The organism is Stenotrophomonas maltophilia, assembly GCF_025642255.1.
In the GTDB taxonomy this organism is placed as follows: Bacteria; Pseudomonadota; Gammaproteobacteria; order Xanthomonadales; family Xanthomonadaceae; genus Stenotrophomonas; species Stenotrophomonas maltophilia_P.
In genome coordinates this window covers 4,067,501-4,086,715 of the sequence record NZ_CP106759.1, presented here as the reverse complement: position 1 = coordinate 4,086,715, position 19,215 = coordinate 4,067,501, and the positions used below count along the sequence as shown (strand labels likewise).

Below are 19,215 nucleotides of genomic sequence, written 5' to 3'. Positions count from 1 at the left end.
GATCCCCTTCCCAACGGGAACGGGATCCGACCCGGCGTCATTCCGCGATCAGCACCAGGCCATCGGGGAACACGATGGCCGCTTCATCCGCGCTGACATCAAAGAAGCCCACCCCGTGCTCCTCCGCAAGGTCCTGTACCCGGCCATGCGCACGCTCGGCCACGGAGTAGGCAAACGCACCGTAGATGACGTGCCGGCCGATGCTGTAGTCGGTGACCTCGGCGCGATCGTCCTCATCGTTGCTCAGCGGACCATTCAAGGGCGGGAACTCCTGTGCCATCGCGGCGAACCAGCCCTGCAACGCCGGACTGCTGACCACCGGATCGTCGTACTCGTGGTTCTCGCCCCAGGCGGTCTGCTTCTCGAACCAGGCGATGAACGCTGCCGCCTCACGCGGGGCGACGCTGGCCTCGAACACCATCATGTCGTAACTCATTGAACCGTCCTGTTGTCGGGGCGAAAGGCCGCCGGGCATCGCCCGGCGCTACGGGGTAGCGATGGTAGCGCCGGGCGATGCCCGGCGGATCGCATCACATGGACGGCGATTCAGCATCCGCCAGCCCCGGCGCCAACGCTTTCGCCTCCGGGAACAGGGCGAAGCGCAGGCCCACCAGGCCCATCAACGCCTCGTCGCGTGCCTTGCAGGCCGCCACGCTGCCGACCCGCCCCAGCGAGGCATCCAACCGCTCGCGCAGCGTCTGATCGGCGGTGATCGGCCGGCGTGCCGCGACCTGGCGCCGATAGTGCGCGGCAATCTCCTGCAGGATCTGCTCAACGGCCTCGCGGCTGCGGTCGGGCAGTTCCAGCCGGGCACGCCGCAGCTGCAGGATGTTCAGGCCGATGCGGGCTTCATTGAGCATGTCCACCGACGCGATGTCGCTGCCTTCCGGCGTCGCCGCCAGCCGGGGGGCCAGCAGCCCGAGCAGGTCGAGCATGCGCGCGGCGAAGCGCTGCCTGTCCTGCTGTCCGCGGCCTTCGGCCGCTTCCGCCAGGGTGGTCCAGCCTTGCCGGACCAGCCGCCGCGCGGTCCATTCGGCACCTACCGAGCGGAACAGGCGGGTCATCACCACCGCAAAGCCGATGCCGATGAACATCGCCACTGACGAGTTCACGAACGTCTGGATGTTGGCGCTGTAGGTGTTCTGCAGGCTGAGCAGCGCGGCCAGATTGACCGTCAGCGGCAGCGCAAACAACGCACTCTTGGGGTGGTGCAGCAGCAGGCCCAGCGGCAGGAACGCCACCGCCAGCACCAGTGCCAGCAGTCCGAAGTCGTGAACGGCGGGGAATACACCGAACAGGTACACGCCTGCGACCAGCGAAGCCACCATCGCCCACACCAGGAACGAGACCATGCTCGGTGCCGGATCATCCTGTGCCGCGAAGAAGGCCGCCGTCACCGCAGCCATCATCGCGCCGTTGCCACCGCCTTCCCAGCCCAGCGCGATCCACAGCACGCAATAGCCCATCAGCGCCACGCCGGCGCTGAGCGCCGAGAACAGCGCCATGCCGTAGTCGACGTGCCTGTCGGCGGCGACCCGGTCGGTGCGGATGCGATAGTGCGCGCGGTCCAGCGGCGCGTTGCCGTGGTCGATCGCCTGCTGCAGCGTGCGGCAGTCCTGCCACAGGTCCACCAGCTCTTCCAGCCGCAGCAGCAGGCTGGCCAACTGCAGGTGCTGCAGGTCGCGGTCCACCTGCGGCTTCACTGCGCTGATGCGCGCACGCAGGCGGGCGTAATCACTGGCACTGGCCGGTTGCTGCAGCCATTCGTGAATGTCGTCGATCACTGCCGGCAGCCCATCGGGCAGCGACTGGCCATTGCTTCGCAGCGCACTCAGGCGATCGGCAATGGAGGAAAGCACCGGCAACAGCAACAGCATGCGCTCGCGCAGCCGCTCCATGGAGACCGCCGCGCCGGTGTGGCGCGGATCATCGCGGCGCAGGAACTCGATCAATGCCTCGAACTGCACCAGATCGGCGGCCAGGCGGTTGCGCGGTGCATGCGCGCGGCCTCGCTCCAGGATCTGCCGGCACCACTGCGCCGCATCCTCCATCCAGGTGCCGATGCGTGCGCGCAGCATCGGCCGCACCGAAGCCGGGAACAGCAGCGAGGCGAACAGCACCGCCACCACCGTGCCGAGGATGATCTCCTCGCTGCGTGCCACGACCGTGTCGAAGATCGTCTCCGGCGAGGTCACGGCGGGGAAGCCGATGAAGGCGGTCGTATAGCCGGCGAGCAGGAAGGCATAGCCGCGCGGGCCGCGGTTGAGCAGGGCCAGGAACAGGCAGCCGGCCAGCCAGAACGACATCGCCGCGCTCAGCAGCAGTGGGGTTTCCACCAGCGCGGGCAGCACCAGCAGTGTGGCCAGGCCGGCCACCAGGGTGCCGACGATGCGGTATACGCCCTTGGCGCGGGTTGGTCCCAGCAGCGGCTGGCTGACGATGTAGACCGTACCCATCGCCCAGTACGGGCGCGACAGGTTGCCGGCCATGGCGATGTACAGGGCGGCGATCGCGGCCAGGTAGGTCTTGATCGAGAACAGCCACGCCTGGCGATCGGTCACGGCGTTCATCACTTAGTTCGCCGTGGCCCGTGGAGCGGCCGTCGCCTGCCAGCCACCGCCGAGCACCAGGAACAGGTGAATCTGATCGCGCGAGACCTGTGCTTCGGCCGCGGCCAGTGTGGCATCGCTGGTGGCCAGGCTGCGGTCGGCGTCCAGGCTGGCCAGGTACGGTGTCCGCCCACCCTGGTAAAGCCGGCGGTTCTGCTCGGCTGCCAGCGCGGCCTGTTCCTGGGCGATGCGCAGCGACTGCAGTCGGCGCAGGTCCTGTGCGTAGCGGTCCAGAGCGGTCTGCGTCTCACGCAGTGCCTGCAGCACGGTGTGGTCGAACTCGGCCAGCGCCGCATCGGCGCCCGCTTCGGCAGCGTGGATGCGTGCATGGCTGCCCGATGACGGCAGCGTCCACGAGATCAGCGGCCCGATCGACCACTGCTGGGTCATGGGCTGGCCGAAATCTTCCAGCAGGCCGGCGGCGCCGATCGAAGCCCCCAGACGGATGTCCGGATAGAGTTCGGCAGTAGCCACGCCAATGCGCGCGGTGGCCGCGGCCAGCCTGCGTTCGGCCTGGCGCACATCCGGACGACGCTGCAGCAGCGCACGGCCATCTCCGACCGGCAGCGGTTGCGTCAGCGACGGTGCCTGTGCGCAGTCGATCACTCCGCCCGGCAACTGGCCGGGGGTCTGGCCGAGCAGGGCGGCCAGGGAGTATGCCGCCGCCGAGCGCTGCGCGCGCAACGGCGGCAACGCGGCCTCCAGCAGGGCGACCTGGGCATTGGCACGGGCCAGTTCCGGCGGCGTGCCGCGGCCGGCCGCGATCAATCGCTCGGTGACCGAGCGGCCGCGCTGCTGCAGCTGCAGCGAATGCTCGGCCACATGCAGTTCGTGATTGGCGTGGCAGATCTCCAGATAGCTGTCGGCCACCTGTGCGACCACGCTGACCTGGGCCAGGTCGCGCGCCGCAGCGACTGCCTGCTCGTCGGCCCGCGCCGCTTCCGCACCGCGCTTGAGCTTGCCGAACAGATCGAACTGATAGCTGACCGCGAACTTGCCATCGGCCAGGTTGATCACCGGCAGTTCGTGTTCCTGCAGGAACGATTCGGCCGACAACTGCGCGCGGCTGACGCCGGCCTCGGCCTCGTACTCGAAGCCACCGGCGTCCAGTGCCTGTTCGTACACGGCCGCCGCGCGGCGCAGGTGGGCATCAGCGGCTTTCAACTCAACGTTGTCGCGCAGCGCCTGGCTGATCAGGCCGTCCAGCACCGGATCGTCGTACAGCGACCACCAGCGCGCCGGCAGCGGCTGGTTGGCGGCGATCTGCGGGTTCTGCGTATCGATGAACGCCGCATTCGCCTCCGGGCGCTTGAATGCCGAGCCTTCCGGTAGTGCATAGTCGGGACCAACGGTCCTGCACGCGGCCAGGCTGGCCAGTGCGACGATCAGGCCGAGGCGGGACAGTGCGGTATTCACAGGCGGCCCCGCGTCGGCGTGGGGCCGGCCTTGCTGTCATCCGCGCGGCGGCCGGTATCCACCGTCACGGTGGCAGTGCGGCCGGCGATCAACTCAACACCCGCGGGAAGATCATCGATGGCAATCCGCACGGGAATGCGCTGCGCCAGCCGCACCCAGTCGAATGCGGGTGTGACGTTCGGCAACAGGCTGCTGCCGTTGCTGCGGTAGCGGTCCTCGATGCCGGCGGCGATGCTCTCCACATGTCCCTGCAATGGCCTGGATTCACCCATCAGGCGGATGTCCACGCGCTGCCCGGGCACCACACCCTGCAGGCGGGTCTCCTCGAAATAGCCATCGATGCGGAATGAGCCGGTATCCAGCAACGCCAGTACCGGTTTGCCGGCCACCACGTAGTCTCCGACGCGCAGCGTACGGTCGTTGACCCGGCCGTCTGCCGGTGCGCGCACTTCGGTGCGGCCCAGATTGAGTTCGGCCAGATCGACTGCGGCCTGTGCCGTGGCCAGCGCGGCCTGTGCGGCCTGCAGCTTGGCCCGGCGCACTTCGGCGTCCTCGGCAGCGACGAGGTCCTGCAGGCTGCGATCACGACCGATCTCGCGCTTCAGCTGGGCCACCGACGCCTGGCGCTCGGCCAGGCTGGCCTGTGCCTGCTCCAGTGCGATGCGGTAGCGCGCACGGTCGACCACGAACAGCAGGTCGCCCTTCTTCACCGCCTGGTTGTCGGCGACGTTCACCGTCTCCACCAGGCCGGACACATCCGGCGCCATCTGCACCACGTCCGCGCCGACATGGGCGTCACGGGTCCAGGGCTCGTCCATGTAATAGACCCACAGCTGGCGCAGCACCAGCAGCGCGACGATCACGGCGGCACCGGTGAGCAGCACCGGCAGGGACTTCTTCACGATCTTGTTCACGATTGCATCCAGCGCAGAAGGTGGAAAAGCAGGCCCAGCACGATCCCGTACAGCGCCAGGTTGAACAGCGCCGGGTGCCAGACATGGCGGTAGGCACCGGCGCGTTGCAGCAGCGCGTGCAGACCGCTGTTGAGCAGATAGGCCAGCAGCATCAACCCGAGCAGGGTCGGGATGAACACTCCGTGGAGACTGAATTCACCAGGCATCGGTAGGGCAGGGCAGATGGGGGAGGGGAGGAACAACGGCACAACAACAACGGGTAACAGCCGCTGGCGTGGCAACGGCAGCGGCGGCATCCGGGGACATCGGTCTCACGTGATGCGGTCGGCGGCCTCGGCCAGCAGGCGCCATGCCTTCAGCACGGCGTGCAGTTCATCCATGGAAAGCGCGCCGAACACGTCCTGACGCAGGTCGATCAACTGATCTTCAAGTTCCTGCACCAGGGCTTGGCCGGCCTCGGTCAGCCACAGCAGGTTGGCGCGACGGTCGCTTGCATCACTTTCACGGCGGACCAGGTCGCTGGCACAGAGCTTGTCCAGCAGGCGTACCAGCGAGGGGCCCTCCATGCCCAACTGCTGGGCCAGGGCGACCTGGCGGATGCCGCCGCCGGAGCGGCCGATCATCAGCAGGGGCATGGTGCAGGCGGTGGAGATCCCGTAGCTGCCCAACCGGCTGTCGGCCAGGCGCTGCCACTGCCGCCCTGCATACAGCAGGCCGGAGCTGAGCTGCATCTGCAGCACGGTGCGCTCGTCGAGGGGGCGGTCCATAGATAGATAGGATACTACTAATTTCATTCCTATCAATATGTTTTCTGAATGGGCGCCCCATTGCGGTAGCGCCGGGCCATGCCCGGCGAGCGGCATGGGGCCCGTCCATAGAGCCCGCCGGGCATGGCCCGGCGCTACCACGGCACGTTCCCGAGCCATGAACGTCGGCCCTCGACCCCGACTGCCGGGGCGCGATGAACCATCCCCACGGGACGACCCACCCCCGGTCCTCCGCCACCCGCCCCACATCCCGCGAACGCGGTGGGTTGGCTCCTTAAAGGCAAGAGCAGAAGCAGTGCGGACCAACGGTCCGCACCCACCAGGGCAGCGGCGCGCCGCTTCCGAAGCCATGAACCCCCGCTTTTGACCCCGCTTTCGGGGGGCCGACCGCGCCAGCAGGACATTGTCGGAGAGGGGAGGGGCAGGCCGGGCAGGACCGTCCACGGCATGGATGCCGTGGCCGAGCCTACAGGGACGTACTTGCGGCGTGTCCTGCCCGGCCTGCCCTTCCCCCTCTCGCTCAGCAGCCACGAGGCGCCGGAAGAACCCCCGATGAACCATCCCTACAGGACGACCCACCCCCCGGTCAGGTACGATGCTCGCCCCCCGTTCGGGACGCTGTACGCAATGAGCAAGAACAACGAAAAGGCCGCCCCGCAGGGCGACGTGACCCAGGACCAGGCCGAGGATGCCGTGCGCACCCTGCTGCGCTGGGCCGGAGAGGACCCGTCCCGCGAAGGCCTTCTGGACACCCCCCGCCGCGTCGCCGAAGCCTATGGCGACTGGTTCAGCGGTTACCGCGATGACCCGCGCGCCTACATGGAGCGGACCTTCGAGGAAGTCGCCGGTTACGACGAATTGATCGTCCTGCGTGACATCGAGTACGAAAGCCACTGCGAGCACCACATGGCGCCGATCATCGGCCGCGTGCATGTCGGCTACCTGCCGGCCGGCAAGGTGGTGGGCATCAGCAAGCTGGCGCGCGTCGTCGAGGCCTATGCCCGCCGTTTCCAGGTGCAGGAAAAGATGACGGCGCAGATCGCCCAGTGCATCCAGGACGTGCTGCAGCCGATCGGCGTCGGGGTGGTCGTCGAAGGGGCCCACGAGTGCATGACCACCCGCGGCATCCACAAGCGTGGGGTCAGCATGGTCACCTCCAAGATGCTCGGCAGCTTCCGCGACGATGCGCGTACCCGCGCCGAGTTCCTGCGCTTCATCGAAGTGGGCGGCAAGCGCTGAGCCGCTTCTCCCCTCACCGCCGGCCCATGGTGGCCGGCCTGCCCACGGCTGTCCCCGCGACGGCCGTGCGTGGCTGCCCGCAGCCGCCTGTCTTTCCCGATCCCCTCGCTGCATGAAGCATCGCGAACGCATCTCCCGCTACCGTCACCTGCGCGAACAGCCCCAATGGAAGCTGCTTGCCGCCGACCACGCGCCCGAAATCATCGGTCTGCTGCAGAGCCTGCTGATGGACGGCGAACGCACCTTGCCGTCCTCGGTGCTCAACGAGCGCCTGCAGCGCGCGCTGGACCAGCTCAATGGGGACGAACTGGCCCGTGACCTGCCGCGCACGGCGCAGGCCTACATCGCACACTGGCTGTCCCAGGGCTGGCTGGAGCGGCGGTTGCCCGAGGGTGCCGACCAGGAGCAGTACGAACTGTCGACCCAGGCCCTGCAGGCGATCCGCTTCGCCGACAGCCTCGAACAGGCGCGCGTGGCTGCCACCGAGAGCCGCCTGGCACTGGTCATCGAACAGCTCTCGCAGCTGGCTGCACAGACCGAATCCGATCCCGACGCACGCCTGTCTGCGTTGCGCGACGAGCGCGACCGCATTGACGCCGAGATCGCGCGGGTCAGCGCCGGTCGTGTGGTCGCCCTGGACGGCAAGCGTGCACTGGAGCGCGCCCGCCAGATCATCGGTCTGGCCGACGAGCTGACCGAAGACTTCCGCCGGGTGCGCGACGGCTTCGAGCAGCTCAACCGTGAGTTCCGCGAGCGCATCATCGATGACGAAGGCGAACGTGGCGATGTGCTGTCGCAGCTGTTCGAGGGCGTGGACGTGATCGGCGAAAGCGATGCCGGCCGCAGCTTCCAGGCATTCTGGCGGCTGCTCAATGATGCCGAGCAGAGCGCGCAGCTCGATGCCGCGCTGGAAGCCGTGCTGGCACGCGGCTTTGCACGCCGCCTGGATCGCAACGAGCGCAACTTCCTGCGCAGCTTCACCAGCACCATGCTTGAACGCGGCGGCCAGGTACACGATGTCCTGCAGAATTTCGCGCGCAGCCTGCGCGGCTTCGTGCAGAGCCGCGGTTATCTTGAACAGCGTCGCCTCAATCAGCTGCTCAAGCAGGCCCAGTCCGAAGCGCTGGCTCTGCGCGACGAGTTCCCGGCCCAGCGCACGATTGGCCGTGACCTGCAGTTGACGACCAGCCGGCTGCGCTCGTGGTCGCAGTGGAAGCTGCACGACCCCCGCAGCGCCCAGGTCGATGGCAATGTCGAGTACAACGACGCGGCCAGCATCAGCCTGGAGAGCGTCGGTGATCTGGTGGCCTCGTCCGAAATCGATTTCCGCACCCTGCGCCGCGACCTGCACGACCTGCTCGATGCGCAGCCGCGGCTCAGCATCGCCCAGGCGCTGTCGCAGCGCGAAGCGCCGCAGGGCCTGGGCAGCGTCATCGGCTACCTGTCGCTGGGCACGCGCTTCGGCAGCGTGGTCGCTGGCGAACAGGAGCTCGCCGAATGGCGTGGCGGCGACGGCCAACTGCGCCGCGCACGCATCCCGCTGGTTTGGTTCACCCAGGAGAGACGCCATGAGCTGGCATGAAGACCCCATCGAAGCACCGTCTGCCGACCAGGCCGAGGACGCCTACGAGGCCGAGCCGGCGATGCTCGAAGCGCAGCCACGGCGCGGCAACAGCGTGTACTACCTGGGTGATACCGGCCGCCTGCCGCTGGATGCCCGGCGCGCGCTGTGCCAGCTGCTGATCGGTCCCAGCATCGACCAGCTGCGCCACGCCAAGCTGTGGCCGGCACTGGTGCGCAGCGAGGCGGGCATCCGTTCAGCGCTGTCCGACCTGTTCCTGGAACTGGTGCTCGACCGCGAAAGCGGTGTGGCATTCACCCGCCAGGCCGACACCGAAGACGTCGATGCACCGGTACTGCTGCGGACCTCGCCGCTGACCTTCATCGACTCGGTGCTGTTGTTGTTCCTGCGCCAGCAGCTGGCTGAGGCCGACGCGCGCGGCAACCGCGCGGTGGTCGCCGACGCCGAGATGGCCGAAGCGCTGGCCATCTACGAGAAGAACCTGTCCACCGACCGCGCCGGCTTCAACCGCCGCGTTGCATCGGCCGTGCAGAAGATGAAGGACAACCACATCCTGACCCGCCTGAGCGGCCAGGACGACCGCCACGAAGTCTCGCCGGCGCTGAAGCTGCTGTTCTCCGCCGAAGACGTGTCCCAGCTTTCGGCGGTGTACCGCCAGCTGCGCGAAACCCCGGCCGCCGAAGCCTGAGAGACCCGAACACCGCATGGCCATTTCCAAGCACACCCCCGCCCTGTTCAATGAAGGCCTGCCGGACCCGCGCCTGCAGCAGTTCCGCATGCGCCGCCTGCAGGTGCACAACTGGGGCACCTTCAACGGCCTGACCGAAGTACCGATCGCCGAGCGTGGCTTCCTGTTCGTCGGCCGTTCCGGCTCGGGCAAGTCGACCCTGCTCGATGCCATGTCCGCGCTGCTGACGCCGCCGGCCATCGTCGACTTCAACGCGGCCGCACGCGAAGCCGAGCGCAGTGGCCGCGACCGCAACCTGGTGTCCTACGTGCGCGGCGCGTGGGCCGACCAGCAGGACAGTGGCACCGGCGAGATTGCCACGCAGTACCTGCGCAAGGGTGCGACCTGGACCGCACTGGTGCTGGAGTACCGCGCCGGCGACGGCCGCGTGGTCAGCCTGGTGCGCCTGTTGTGGATCTCCGGCAACGGCACCTCGGCCGGCGACGTGCGCAAGCACTACATGATCGCCGAGCGTCCGTTCGACATCGCCAAGGATCTGGGCGGCTTCGATCTGGACCTGCGCAAGCTCAAGCAGAAGCTGGCCGACGTCCACCACTTCGACACCTTCTCCGGCTATGCCGAGCGCTTCCGCGACCTGCTCGGCATCGACAACGAGATGGCGCTGCGCCTGCTGCACAAGACGCAATCAGCGAAGAACCTGGGTGATCTCAACGTCTTCCTGCGCGACTTCATGCTCGACACGCCGAAGACGTTCGACGCCGCCGAGCGCCTGGTGAGTGATTTCGCCGAGCTTGACGGGGCCCATCAGGCGGTGGTCACCGCCCGTCGCCAGGTGGAGACGCTGTTGCCGGCGCGCGCCTATTACGCCGATTTGAAGGAAATGCACCGGCAGCGCGGTGACGACGAGGCGCTCAAGCTGGGCGTCGACAGTTTCCGCGAGAGCCGCCGTCAGGCGCTGATCGAAGCGCGCCTGCGCGAGATGGACGTGCGTGACCGTGGCCTGCTGGGGGAAGAGGCGCAGCGCCGCGCTGCGCTGGACAACCACAGCGAACGCCTGGCCGAGCTGGAACTGCAGCGGCGTCAGCAGGGCGGCGAGCGCATCGAAGAGCTGGAGCGTGAGCAGGGCCGCGCCGAAGCCGAGCGCGATCGCCGCAAGGCCAAGCGCGACCAGGCGCAGGAAGCCGCACGGAAACTGCAGGCCGAACTGCCCGACGATGCCCATGGCTTCGCCGAACTGGTCGAGCGTGCGCAGAACGAACTGCAGGATCGCCAGCGCGCTTCGGCCTCGCTGGACGATGCCATCAGCGAGCGCCTCGGTGGCAAGCGCGATGACGAGCGTCGCTTCGCTGAAGTCCGCCTCGAACTTGACGCGATGCAGCGCACGCCCTCCAACATTCCGGCGCCGATGCAGAAGCTGCGTGCACGGTTGGCGGAAGAGACCGGCATTTCCGAGGTGGCGTTGCCGTTCGTCGGCGAGCTGATCCAGGTCCGCTCCGAAGAACAGGGCTGGCAGGGTGCGATCGAACGCGTGCTGGGTGGCTTCGCGCTGTCGCTGCTGGTTGACGACAAGCACTACAACGCGGTTGCCGACTGGGTGAACCGCACCCACCTCGGCATGCGCTTCACCTACTACCGCGTGCGCCGCAACGACGAGGCGTTCGCCCGCGAACCATCGGCGAAGTCGCTGCTGCACAAGCTGGAGCTGCGCGACCACGTGTTCGAGAGCTGGCTGCGGCGTGAGCTGGGCAAGCGATTCGACTACGAATGCGTGGATGCCAGGCAGCTGCGCAACGTCGACCGCGGCATCACCCGCGAAGGCCAGGTCAAGCATCCGGGCGATCGCTTCGAGAAGGACGACCGCAGTGCCGTGGGCGACCGCCGTCGCTGGATTCTCGGTTTCAACAATCACGACAAGGTCGGTGCGTTCGAACGTGAGGCGCAGGAACTGGCCAAGCGCATCGCCAGCTGCGAGACCGATATCGCGAGCCTGCGTGGCCAGCGCGATCGTGACAACGAGCGCCGCCTGGCCTGCCACGAGCTCGCGGGTATCCAATGGAACGAGATCGACGTCGCCGCGCCCCAGCAGCGCCTGACCGACATCGAAGCCAGCCTGCGCGACCTGCGCGAAGGGAATGCCGACCTGGCCAGGCTGGCACAGCAGATCGACGCCGTGCGCGCCGACATCGAGCAGGCCCGACGCACCTATGAGGATGTCCGCGTCGAGCGCGGCCAGCTGGTCCGGGAACGTGACCGCCTCGACCGCGCGCGCCAGCAGAGCCGCGCGCTGGTTCTGCCAACGCTGGCCGAAGCGCAGGAGAGCGGCCTGGCAGAGCGGTTGCAGCAACAGGGCCCGCTCAGCCTGGAAACGCTGGAAGCGCACATGCGCCAGGTCAGCAACGCGCTGAACGAACAGTTGTCGTCCTCGCAGCAGGACCTCAACCGTATCGAAAACCAGCTGGTCGGCTGCTTCCGCCGCTTCATCCAGCAGTGGCCGGAAGAATCCGGCGACTTCACCGCATCGGTGGCGTCGGCCGAGGACTTCCTCGCCCGCCTCGACCGTCTCGAACGCGATGGCCTGCCGCAGCATGAGGAACGCTTCTTCGATCTGCTGCAGAACCAGAGCAAGAACAACCTGCTGGCCCTGCAGCGCCACAGCGCCGAGGCTCGCAAGTCGATTGGCCAGCGCCTGGACGAAGTCAACGCCAGCCTGGAGCAGGTGCCGTTCAACCGGGGCACCCTGCTGACCATCGAATTGAGCGACCGCCGGCTGCCGGAAGTGCTGGAGTTCCAGCTGCAGCTGCGCGAAGTGCTGTCGCAGCAGCAGACCGAGCAGCGTGAACTGGCGGAGTCACAGTTCACCGTGCTGCGCCAGCTGGTCAACCGCCTGGGTTCGCAGGAAGGTGAGGACAAGCGCTGGCGCGAGCTGGTCCTGGACGTGCGCATGCATGTGGAGTTCATCGGCGTCGAACTCGATGCGGAAACGCGCCAGCAGGTGGAAATCTACCGCAGCGGCGCCGGCAAGTCCGGTGGCCAGCGGCAGAAGCTCGCCACCACCTGCCTGGCCGCAGCGCTGCGTTACCAGCTCGGCGGCGCTGACAGCCAGCTGCCCAGTTACGCGGCGGTCGTGCTCGACGAGGCCTTCGACAAGGCCGACAACGAGTTCACCGCGCTGGCGATGAACATCTTCGACAACTTCGGTTTCCAGATGGTGGTCGCCACGCCGCTGAAGTCGGTGATGACGCTGGAGCCTTTCATCGGTGGTGCCTGCTTCGTCGAGATCAGTGGCCGCCACGATTCGGGCGTGCTGCTGATCGAGTACGACGAAGAAGGAAGGCGCCTGAAGCTGCCCGAGCGCAGCCGCCAGCAGGCCAATGAACCGGAGGAAGCCGAAGCCTGACCGCCTCGGGCAATCCACCTGTAGAGCCGAGCCATGCTCGGCTGCTCTTCGCGACCTGAAACAACGTGCCAACCAAGGTTGGCACCTACCATTTCATAACGTCCCTCACGAACCGCGGAACGTATCCCACGCCATCCGCGCGATCAGCACCACCACCAGGCCCACGAACAGTTTGCGGATGAACGGCGTGCCGCCTTTCAGTGCCAGCCGCGTGCCCACCACCGAACCGATGATGTTGGCCGTGGCCATCGGCAGCGCGAACAACCACAGGATGTTGCCGGTCGGCACGAAGAACGAGATCGCCGCCATGTTCGTCGCCAGGTTCACGACCTTCGATGCGGCCGACGCACGCAGGAAGTCCAGGCCGAAGAAGCGCACGAACAGGAAGATCAGGAAGCTGCCGGTGCCTGGCCCGAAGAATCCATCGTAGAAGCCGATCGCAGCGCCGATCACCAGCGCGATGGTCAGTTCGCGCCGGCCGATCTCCTGCGGCCGGTGCAGCGCGCCGAAATCCTTCTTCCACAGGGTGTAGGCCAGCATCGCCACCAGCAGCACCAGCACCAGCGGCCGCACGGCATCCTTGGGCAGCAGGCTCACCGCCGTAGCCCCGGCGAACGAGAACACGAATGCCGTGCCCGCGGCGAACAGTACCGGCTTCCAGGGGAACCGCACGTTGCGTGCATAGCGCCACGCCGCCGCCGCCGTGCCGAACATCGAACTGAACTTGTTGGTACCGAACAGCATCGCCGGCGTCTGCTGGGGCAGCACGGTGAACAGGCCGGGCAGCTGTACCAGTCCCCCTCCACCCACGGCAGCATCGACCAGGCCGGCAATGAAGGCGATCACCACCAGCCACCACAACTCGGGGGGAACCAGTTCCAGCACGGGGATCATTCAATGTGGGGGCGCGACAGCATACGCCTATCGCCGATGGATGCCCGACGTGACTCGAGCGACAATACCCTCATGAGCCGAAACCCTGCCGATTCCTGCCCCTGTGGCCTCGCCACGGACTACGCCGACTGCTGCGGCCGCTTCCATGCCGGCGAGCCCGCACCGGACGCCGAGCGCCTGATGCGCTCGCGCTACAGCGCGTACGTGCGTGGTCTGGCCGACTACCTGCGGGCCACCTGGCATCCGGCCACCCGTCCCGCCGAGCTGTCACTGGACGAGGCGCCCGGCCAGCGGACGCACTGGCTTGGCCTGACCGTCCACGAGCACCAGGTGAATGGGCCCGACCATGCCGAAGTGCGATTCACCGCCCGCTACCGGGTGGGCGGCGGCAGTGCGGTGAGAATGAACGAGCACAGCCGGTTCGAGCGCATCGACGGACGCTGGTACTACCTCGACGCGATCTGAACCGGTTACGCGACGGCATCGATGTGAACGGCGTGATGTCACGCCATGACGTTGCGCTCACCCGCACCGCTGGATGCTGGCTGCATGGACAGCGCTACCGTCGCCGTCGCTGCTCCGCAGCGTGAACTCGCCCACCGCTATGCGCAGACGCGCGCCCGCAGCGTGCTGCTGGCCGAACCGCTCAGTGCCGAAGATGCCATGCTGCAGAGCATGGCGGACGCCAGCCCGAGCAAATGGCATCTGGCGCACACCACGTGGTTCTTCGACCGCTTCGTGCTGGCCGGTCTATCCGGCGCACCGGCATGTGACCCCGCGTGGGACTACCTGTTCAACAGCTACTACAAGAGTATTGGACCGGCGCATGCCAGGCCGCAGCGTGGCCTGCTCTCGCGCCCGTCGCTTCAGCAGGTACTCGATTACCGGCAGCAGGTCGATGCACACCTGCTGACGCGTCTCCGCGATGGCGATCTTGACGATGAAGCCCTGCAGCATCTCCAGCTGGGCCTGCAGCACGAGCAGCAGCACCAGGAGCTGCTGCTGACCGACATCAAGCACGCGCTCTGGTGCAATCCGCTGCATCCGCCCTACCGCCAGGACCTGCGCGCCGCCGTCAGCGCAGCCAGTCCGCTGGGCTGGATCGAATCTCCCGAGCGCATCGTCACCGTCGGCGCACCGGCATGGCCACAACACGCCGCCTTCGCCTACGACAACGAATCGCCACCGCATCGCGTGCTGTTGCCGGCCCACATGCTGGCTGATCGACCGGTCTGCAACGCGGAGTACCGGGACTTCGTCGAAGCCGGCGGTTACCGCGATCCGCGCTGGTGGCTCAGTGAGGGGTGGGCTCTGCGCGAAAGCGAGGACTGGCAGCATCCACTCTATTGGGATGACGCCCTCCAGCGCGAATACACGCTCGGCGGCTGGCGCGACCTCGACGCGCATGCGCCGGTGTGCCATCTCAGCTACTACGAAGCCGATGCGTATGCCCGCTGGGCCGGTGCGCGCCTGCCCAGCGAATTCGAGTGGGAGGCCGCCGCGACGTCGCAGCCGATCGCCGGCCATTTCGCCGAGGACGATCATCTGCATCCTGCTGCAGCACAGGGCAGGGGACTGCGGCAGCTGTTCGGCGACGTCTGGGAATGGACCGGCAGCGCCTATGGCGCGTACCCCGGATTCCGTCCGTTCGCCGGCAATCTGGGTGAGTACAACGGCAAGTTCATGTGCGGGCAGTGGGTCCTGCGCGGCGGCAGCTGTGCCACCCCGCGCGGGCATGTGCGCGCCAGCTACCGTAACTTCTTCATGCCACCTGCGCGCTGGCAGTTCTCCGGCCTGCGCCTGGCGAGGGATCTGCCGTGAGCACCGTACAGGATGCGCTGCAGGCGCTGACCGATCTCACGCCCAGCCGCGAGCAGATCCTCGCCGACACACTGGCCGGACTGTCGCGCACTGCGCGCCAGCTGCCGTCGAAGTACTTCTATGATGCGCGCGGATCACGCCTGTTCGAACAGATCACCCACACGCCGGAGTACTACCCCACGCGCACCGAGCTGGCCCTGCTGAATCGGGTGCTGCCGGATATCGCACGCGTGGTGGGCCCGCGCCTGCACGTGGTCGAGCTGGGCAGCGGCAGTGGTCGCAAGACCGCGCTGTTGCTGGCCGCGCTGCAGGATCCCGTGGCCTACACCCCCATCGAGATCTCCCGGGCGGCGCTGCTGTCGAGCATCGATCACCTCGCTCCCGCGCTTCCCGACGTGGAAATGCTGCCGGTCTGCGCTGACTTCACCCGTCCGGTGGACGTGCCCGCACCGGAGCGCGAGCCCGCGCGGCGCCTGCTGTTCTTCCCGGGGTCCACGCTCGGCAACTTTGCCGGCGAGGACGCCCTCGCCCTGCTGCGGGCCATGCGTCAGACCATGGGTGACCACGGCCTGGCCCTGATCGGCATCGACCTGCACAAGGACCCCGCGCTGATCGAAGCCGCCTACAACGACGCCGAAGGCATCACCGCGGCATTCACGCTCAACCTGCTCGTCCGCCTCAACCGTGAGGTGGGCAGCGACTTCGATCTGGACGGCTTCCGCCACCGTGCCCGTTACAGCACCGAACGTCTGCGTATCGAGACCGATCTGGTCAGCCAGCGGGCGCAGGACGTCCACCTCGATGGCCGCACCTTCCACTTCGAGGCCGGTGAGGCGATCCGCGTCGAGTACAGCCACAAGTACACCGATGACGGCTTTGATGCGCTGGTGCGGCAGGCCGGCCTGCAGGTTGCGCAGCGCTGGGACGCTGACAGTCCAGCTTACGGCCTGCGGCTGCTGCGTACGCTCTAGAGAGGCCAACGGCCGGCAACTGCTTCAGCATCGCCGGTCGCTCAGCCTCTAGTATGGTGTCAGCACCGGCAACACGGAGGACGCCATGCCCACCCTGACCGCACTCGGCCTGGCCGCGGCACTGGCCGCGCCGTCAACGGCGCCCGACCTGACCCCGCCCGATCCCGCGTTCACCCGGTGTCTGGCACAGCTGCAGGCAACGGCAGCTACCCAGGGCATTGCCGCAGACCGCTTCGGTGCGATCACCGCCGACCTGCGTCCTGATCCCAGCGTGCTCGGCTTGCTGGATGCGCAGCCCGAATTCTCCACCCCGATCTGGGACTACCTGGCTGCACTGGTGGACCGCCAGCGCGTCGACGATGGACGGGCCATGCTGCAGCAGCACCGCGACCTGCTTGATCGCATCGCCGCGCAGTATGGCGTCGATCCGGTCACCATCGTCGCCGTCTGGGGCGTGGAGAGCGACTATGGCCGTGTATTCGGCAAGCGTCCGCTGCTGCAGTCGCTGGCGACGCTGTCCTGCGCCGGCCGGCGGCAGGCGTTCTTCCGTGGCGAACTGCTGGCCCTGCTCACGCTGATCGATCGCGGTGATCTGCAGGCTCAAGGTCTGACCGGGTCCTGGGCCGGCGCGTTCGGCCATACGCAGTTCATGCCCAGCACCTACGCACGCATCGCCGTCGACGGCGATGGCGACGGTCGCCGTGACCTGGTCGGCAGCATTCCCGACGCACTGGCGTCTACCGCCAACTACCTCAAGCGCGCCGGCTGGCGCACGGGAGAACCGTGGGGCATGGAGGTGCGTGTTGCCGACGGCTTCAATACCAGCCTGGCCGGCCGTACCCAACGCCGGTCACTGGCTGAATGGCGTACGCAGGGCGTGACAGCGCTGGACGGCAGCGCGCTGGCTCCGGCGGGTCTGGCTGCCGACGCGCGGGCGGCACTGCTGCTGCCCGCCGGCATCAAGGGGCCGGCCCTGCTGGTGTTCCGCAACTACGATGCGATCTACAGCTACAACGCCGCCGAAAGCTATGCGCTGGCGATCGCGACGCTGGCTGATCGCCTGCGCGGCGGCAGCGGCCTGGCCACCGCCTGGCCGACCGATGACCCCGGGCTGGGCCGTGATGAGCGCCGTCAGCTGCAGACCCTACTGCTGGCGCGGGGGCATGATATCGGTACCGCTGATGGCATGATCGGCACAGCCAGCCGCCGGGCGATCCAGGCCGAACAGCGCCGCCTGGGATGGAGCACGGCCGATGGACGAGCCGGCCAACGCATCCTGCGCGCGCTGCAGAGCGCGGCGCCGCCTGCGGTGGCCTCCACCCGCTTCACGCTTCCCAGCAACTACAGTGCCGTGCAGTCGCCGGCCATACGGAGTCGATCCAACGTGCAACAGATCCAGGGCGTACGCAGTGGCCAGTTCCAGGGGCTTGATGCCTGGCTGGTGGAAACCCCCCAGGCCACCGCAGCCATCAGTGTGTTCGGCGGCCAGCTGCTCTCCTTCGTACCCAAGGGGCAGCCCGATCTGCTGTGGCTTTCGCCACGCCGTGCCGCATTGCCGACCCCCATCCGCGGCGGCAGCCCGGTGTGCTGGCCGTATTTCGGGCGACAGGGGCAAGGCGACGATGTGCCCGCGCATGGTTTCGTGCGCACCCTGCCGTGGGAGCTGAAGGAGGCCCGCCGGCTGGACGACGGCAGCATCGAACTCGTATTGGCTCCCCCTGCATTGGACAACCTCGCCCTGCGCCTGGCCATGACCCTGCGCATCGGCCGTGAACTACGGCAGCAGCTGGTGACCGACAATCCCGGCACCGTGCCGGTGACGATCACCCAGGCGCTGCACAACTACTTCCGCGTGGGCGATGCCAGCAAGGTCGAAGTCGATGGCGTGGACGGGCTGGAGTATCTGGACAAGTTCGAGAACTATGCACAGGCGCGGCGCCAGCAGGGCCCGTGGTCCCTGCGCGATCCGCGCGACCCGGGCCGCAGTGACCGCATCTATACCGGGGCAGGTGGCCACTACGTCCTGCGCGATCCGGTGCTGAAGCGTCGCATCACGATCCGTACCGAAGGCAGCCGCTCGCTGGTGGCCTGGAATCCTGGCGCGGAAGCGGCAGCGAAGATGGCCGACGTGGGAGACGGCTGGCGCGATTACGTCTGCCTGGAAGCGGCCAATGCCGGGCCCGACGTGATCACCATCGCACCGGCCGGTCGCCACGTGCTGGTACAGACCTTGTCCAGCTCGCCACTGTGAGTGGACATCCGGCCACGGATGGCAATCCCTACGCTGCGCCGGTTGCCGGCGATGCGCCGTCGAGCCTGGACGCCGCAATGGCGGTCTATGACCGTCATCCACGGCTCGCCCGCGTGGTGGCCGACAACTTCGCTGTCTATGCCGAGTTGTGGCGGCTGCGTCGGGATCCGCCGGGCTGGCCGCGTCCCTGGAACTGGGCCGCGTTCCTGTTCGACTTCAAGTGGCTGCTGTACCGGCGTATGTACGGCATGGCGGTGGCCTACGTCCTGATCAGCATGGTGGGGGGTGCCGCCATCGTGCTGGCCGGAATGGACGACGCGGCGATATGGGGGTTGACGTTGGCCTTGAAGATCGCAGTGTCACTGGCGGCCAATGCGCTGTATCTGCGCCGCTGCAGGGCGGTGATCGCCCGCGCCGAAGCCGACGGCGCGGGTGACGGCGCACGCGTCGAGGCCTATATCGACCGGCGCAGCGGCGTCAGCCGGCTGGCCCTGGGCCTGGGCATCGCGTTCAGCGTCGCACTGCAGGCGTTGGACCTCTTCGGCGGCGCCTAGCTGCGGGGCTCACGTGGCCGCAGGACCAGCAGGCACAGCGCGCCAGCGACCAGCCCCCAGAAGGCGGAACCGATACCCGCCAGCGACATCCCCGACGCAGTGACCAGAAAGG

Annotated in this window: 17 protein-coding genes (1 of these 17 running past the window's edge); 9 read left to right on the top strand and 8 right to left on the bottom strand. The window is 67.6% G+C overall.

Annotation, left to right across the window (positions count from 1 at the left end; all coding sequences use genetic code 11):
- Positions 1–37: 37 nt before the first annotated feature.
- The 6 genes from N8888_RS18615 to N8888_RS18590 form a co-directional block, all read right to left on the bottom strand.
- Positions 38–436 carry a hypothetical protein gene (locus N8888_RS18615; RefSeq protein WP_053517252.1) on the bottom strand — a complete coding sequence of 133 codons (399 nt, stop codon included), beginning with the start codon at positions 434–436 and terminating at the stop codon, positions 38–40.
- A 94-nt stretch (positions 437–530) separates the two neighbouring features.
- A complete protein-coding gene (locus tag N8888_RS18610) occupies positions 531–2,570 on the bottom strand; it encodes an FUSC family protein (RefSeq protein ID WP_253118421.1) in 2,040 nt (679 codons plus the stop codon).
- Between the two features lie 3 nt (positions 2,571–2,573).
- Positions 2,574–4,025 (bottom strand): efflux transporter outer membrane subunit, encoded by a 1,452-nt coding sequence (locus N8888_RS18605; RefSeq protein ID WP_065174051.1) that lies wholly within the window; start codon positions 4,023–4,025, stop codon positions 2,574–2,576.
- A complete protein-coding gene (locus N8888_RS18600) occupies positions 4,022–4,939 on the bottom strand; it encodes an efflux RND transporter periplasmic adaptor subunit (RefSeq protein WP_053517256.1) in 918 nt (305 codons plus the stop codon). Before N8888_RS18600 ends, N8888_RS18605 begins: the two co-directional genes overlap by 4 nt.
- Positions 4,936–5,145: a DUF1656 domain-containing protein gene (locus N8888_RS18595; RefSeq protein ID WP_111187110.1), complete on the bottom strand. Its 210-nt coding sequence runs from the start codon at positions 5,143–5,145 to the stop codon at positions 4,936–4,938. The genes N8888_RS18600 and N8888_RS18595 overlap by 4 nt, the downstream gene beginning before the upstream one ends.
- Positions 5,146–5,250: 105 nt before the next feature.
- A complete protein-coding gene (locus N8888_RS18590) occupies positions 5,251–5,706 on the bottom strand; it encodes a MarR family winged helix-turn-helix transcriptional regulator (RefSeq protein ID WP_065174050.1) in 456 nt (151 codons plus the stop codon).
- A 627-nt stretch (positions 5,707–6,333) separates the two neighbouring features.
- Here N8888_RS18590 and folE point away from each other — a divergent pair.
- The 4 genes from folE to N8888_RS18570 all read left to right on the top strand — a co-directional run bounded on the left by folE (position 6,334) and on the right by N8888_RS18570 (position 12,612).
- The gene (gene folE / locus N8888_RS18585; RefSeq protein ID WP_004141296.1) at positions 6,334–6,945 is read left to right on the top strand and encodes a GTP cyclohydrolase I FolE; all 612 of its coding nucleotides are present in this window, start codon (positions 6,334–6,336) and stop codon (positions 6,943–6,945) included.
- Positions 6,946–7,057: 112 nt separating this feature from the next.
- A complete protein-coding gene (locus tag N8888_RS18580; RefSeq protein ID WP_053520046.1) occupies positions 7,058–8,527 on the top strand; it encodes a DUF3375 domain-containing protein in 1,470 nt (489 codons plus the stop codon).
- Positions 8,514–9,215: a DUF4194 domain-containing protein gene (locus N8888_RS18575; protein WP_053520047.1), complete on the top strand. Its 702-nt coding sequence runs from the start codon at positions 8,514–8,516 to the stop codon at positions 9,213–9,215. The genes N8888_RS18580 and N8888_RS18575 overlap by 14 nt, the downstream gene beginning before the upstream one ends.
- 16 nt (positions 9,216–9,231) lie before the next feature.
- On the top strand, positions 9,232–12,612 hold the full coding sequence (locus tag N8888_RS18570; protein ID WP_065176260.1) for an ATP-binding protein: 3,381 nt from the start codon (positions 9,232–9,234) through the stop codon (positions 12,610–12,612).
- 105 nt (positions 12,613–12,717) lie between these two features.
- On the opposite strand, the gene N8888_RS18565 is transcribed toward N8888_RS18570, so the two are convergent.
- On the bottom strand, positions 12,718–13,497 hold the full coding sequence (locus tag N8888_RS18565) for a sulfite exporter TauE/SafE family protein (RefSeq protein WP_053520049.1): 780 nt from the start codon (positions 13,495–13,497) through the stop codon (positions 12,718–12,720).
- An 81-nt stretch (positions 13,498–13,578) separates the two neighbouring features.
- Here N8888_RS18565 and N8888_RS18560 point away from each other — a divergent pair, with 81 nt between their 5' ends.
- From N8888_RS18560 to N8888_RS18540, 5 genes are all read left to right on the top strand, one after another.
- On the top strand, positions 13,579–13,971 hold the full coding sequence (locus N8888_RS18560) for a YchJ family metal-binding protein (protein ID WP_197572064.1): 393 nt from the start codon (positions 13,579–13,581) through the stop codon (positions 13,969–13,971).
- Positions 13,972–14,055: 84 nt separating this feature from the next.
- On the top strand, positions 14,056–15,327 hold the full coding sequence (gene egtB / locus N8888_RS18555; protein ID WP_263176568.1) for an ergothioneine biosynthesis protein EgtB: 1,272 nt from the start codon (positions 14,056–14,058) through the stop codon (positions 15,325–15,327).
- A complete protein-coding gene (egtD, locus tag N8888_RS18550; RefSeq protein ID WP_053520052.1) occupies positions 15,324–16,298 on the top strand; it encodes an L-histidine N(alpha)-methyltransferase in 975 nt (324 codons plus the stop codon). The genes egtB and egtD overlap by 4 nt, the downstream gene beginning before the upstream one ends.
- 85 nt (positions 16,299–16,383) lie before the next feature.
- Positions 16,384–18,549 (top strand): lytic murein transglycosylase, encoded by a 2,166-nt coding sequence (locus tag N8888_RS18545; RefSeq protein WP_263176565.1) that lies wholly within the window; start codon positions 16,384–16,386, stop codon positions 18,547–18,549.
- A complete protein-coding gene (locus tag N8888_RS18540; protein ID WP_263176563.1) occupies positions 18,546–19,103 on the top strand; it encodes a DUF2628 domain-containing protein in 558 nt (185 codons plus the stop codon). The genes N8888_RS18545 and N8888_RS18540 overlap by 4 nt, the downstream gene beginning before the upstream one ends.
- Here the strand turns inward: N8888_RS18540 and N8888_RS18535 are convergent.
- Positions 19,100–19,215: the 3' end of a benzoate/H(+) symporter BenE family transporter gene (locus N8888_RS18535; RefSeq protein ID WP_065182158.1), read on the bottom strand. Its footprint extends 1,075 nt past the window's final position; 116 of the gene's 1,191 nt are visible here — the last part of the coding sequence; its start codon lies off the right edge, out of view; the stop codon is at positions 19,100–19,102. The genes N8888_RS18540 and N8888_RS18535 overlap by 4 nt on opposite strands.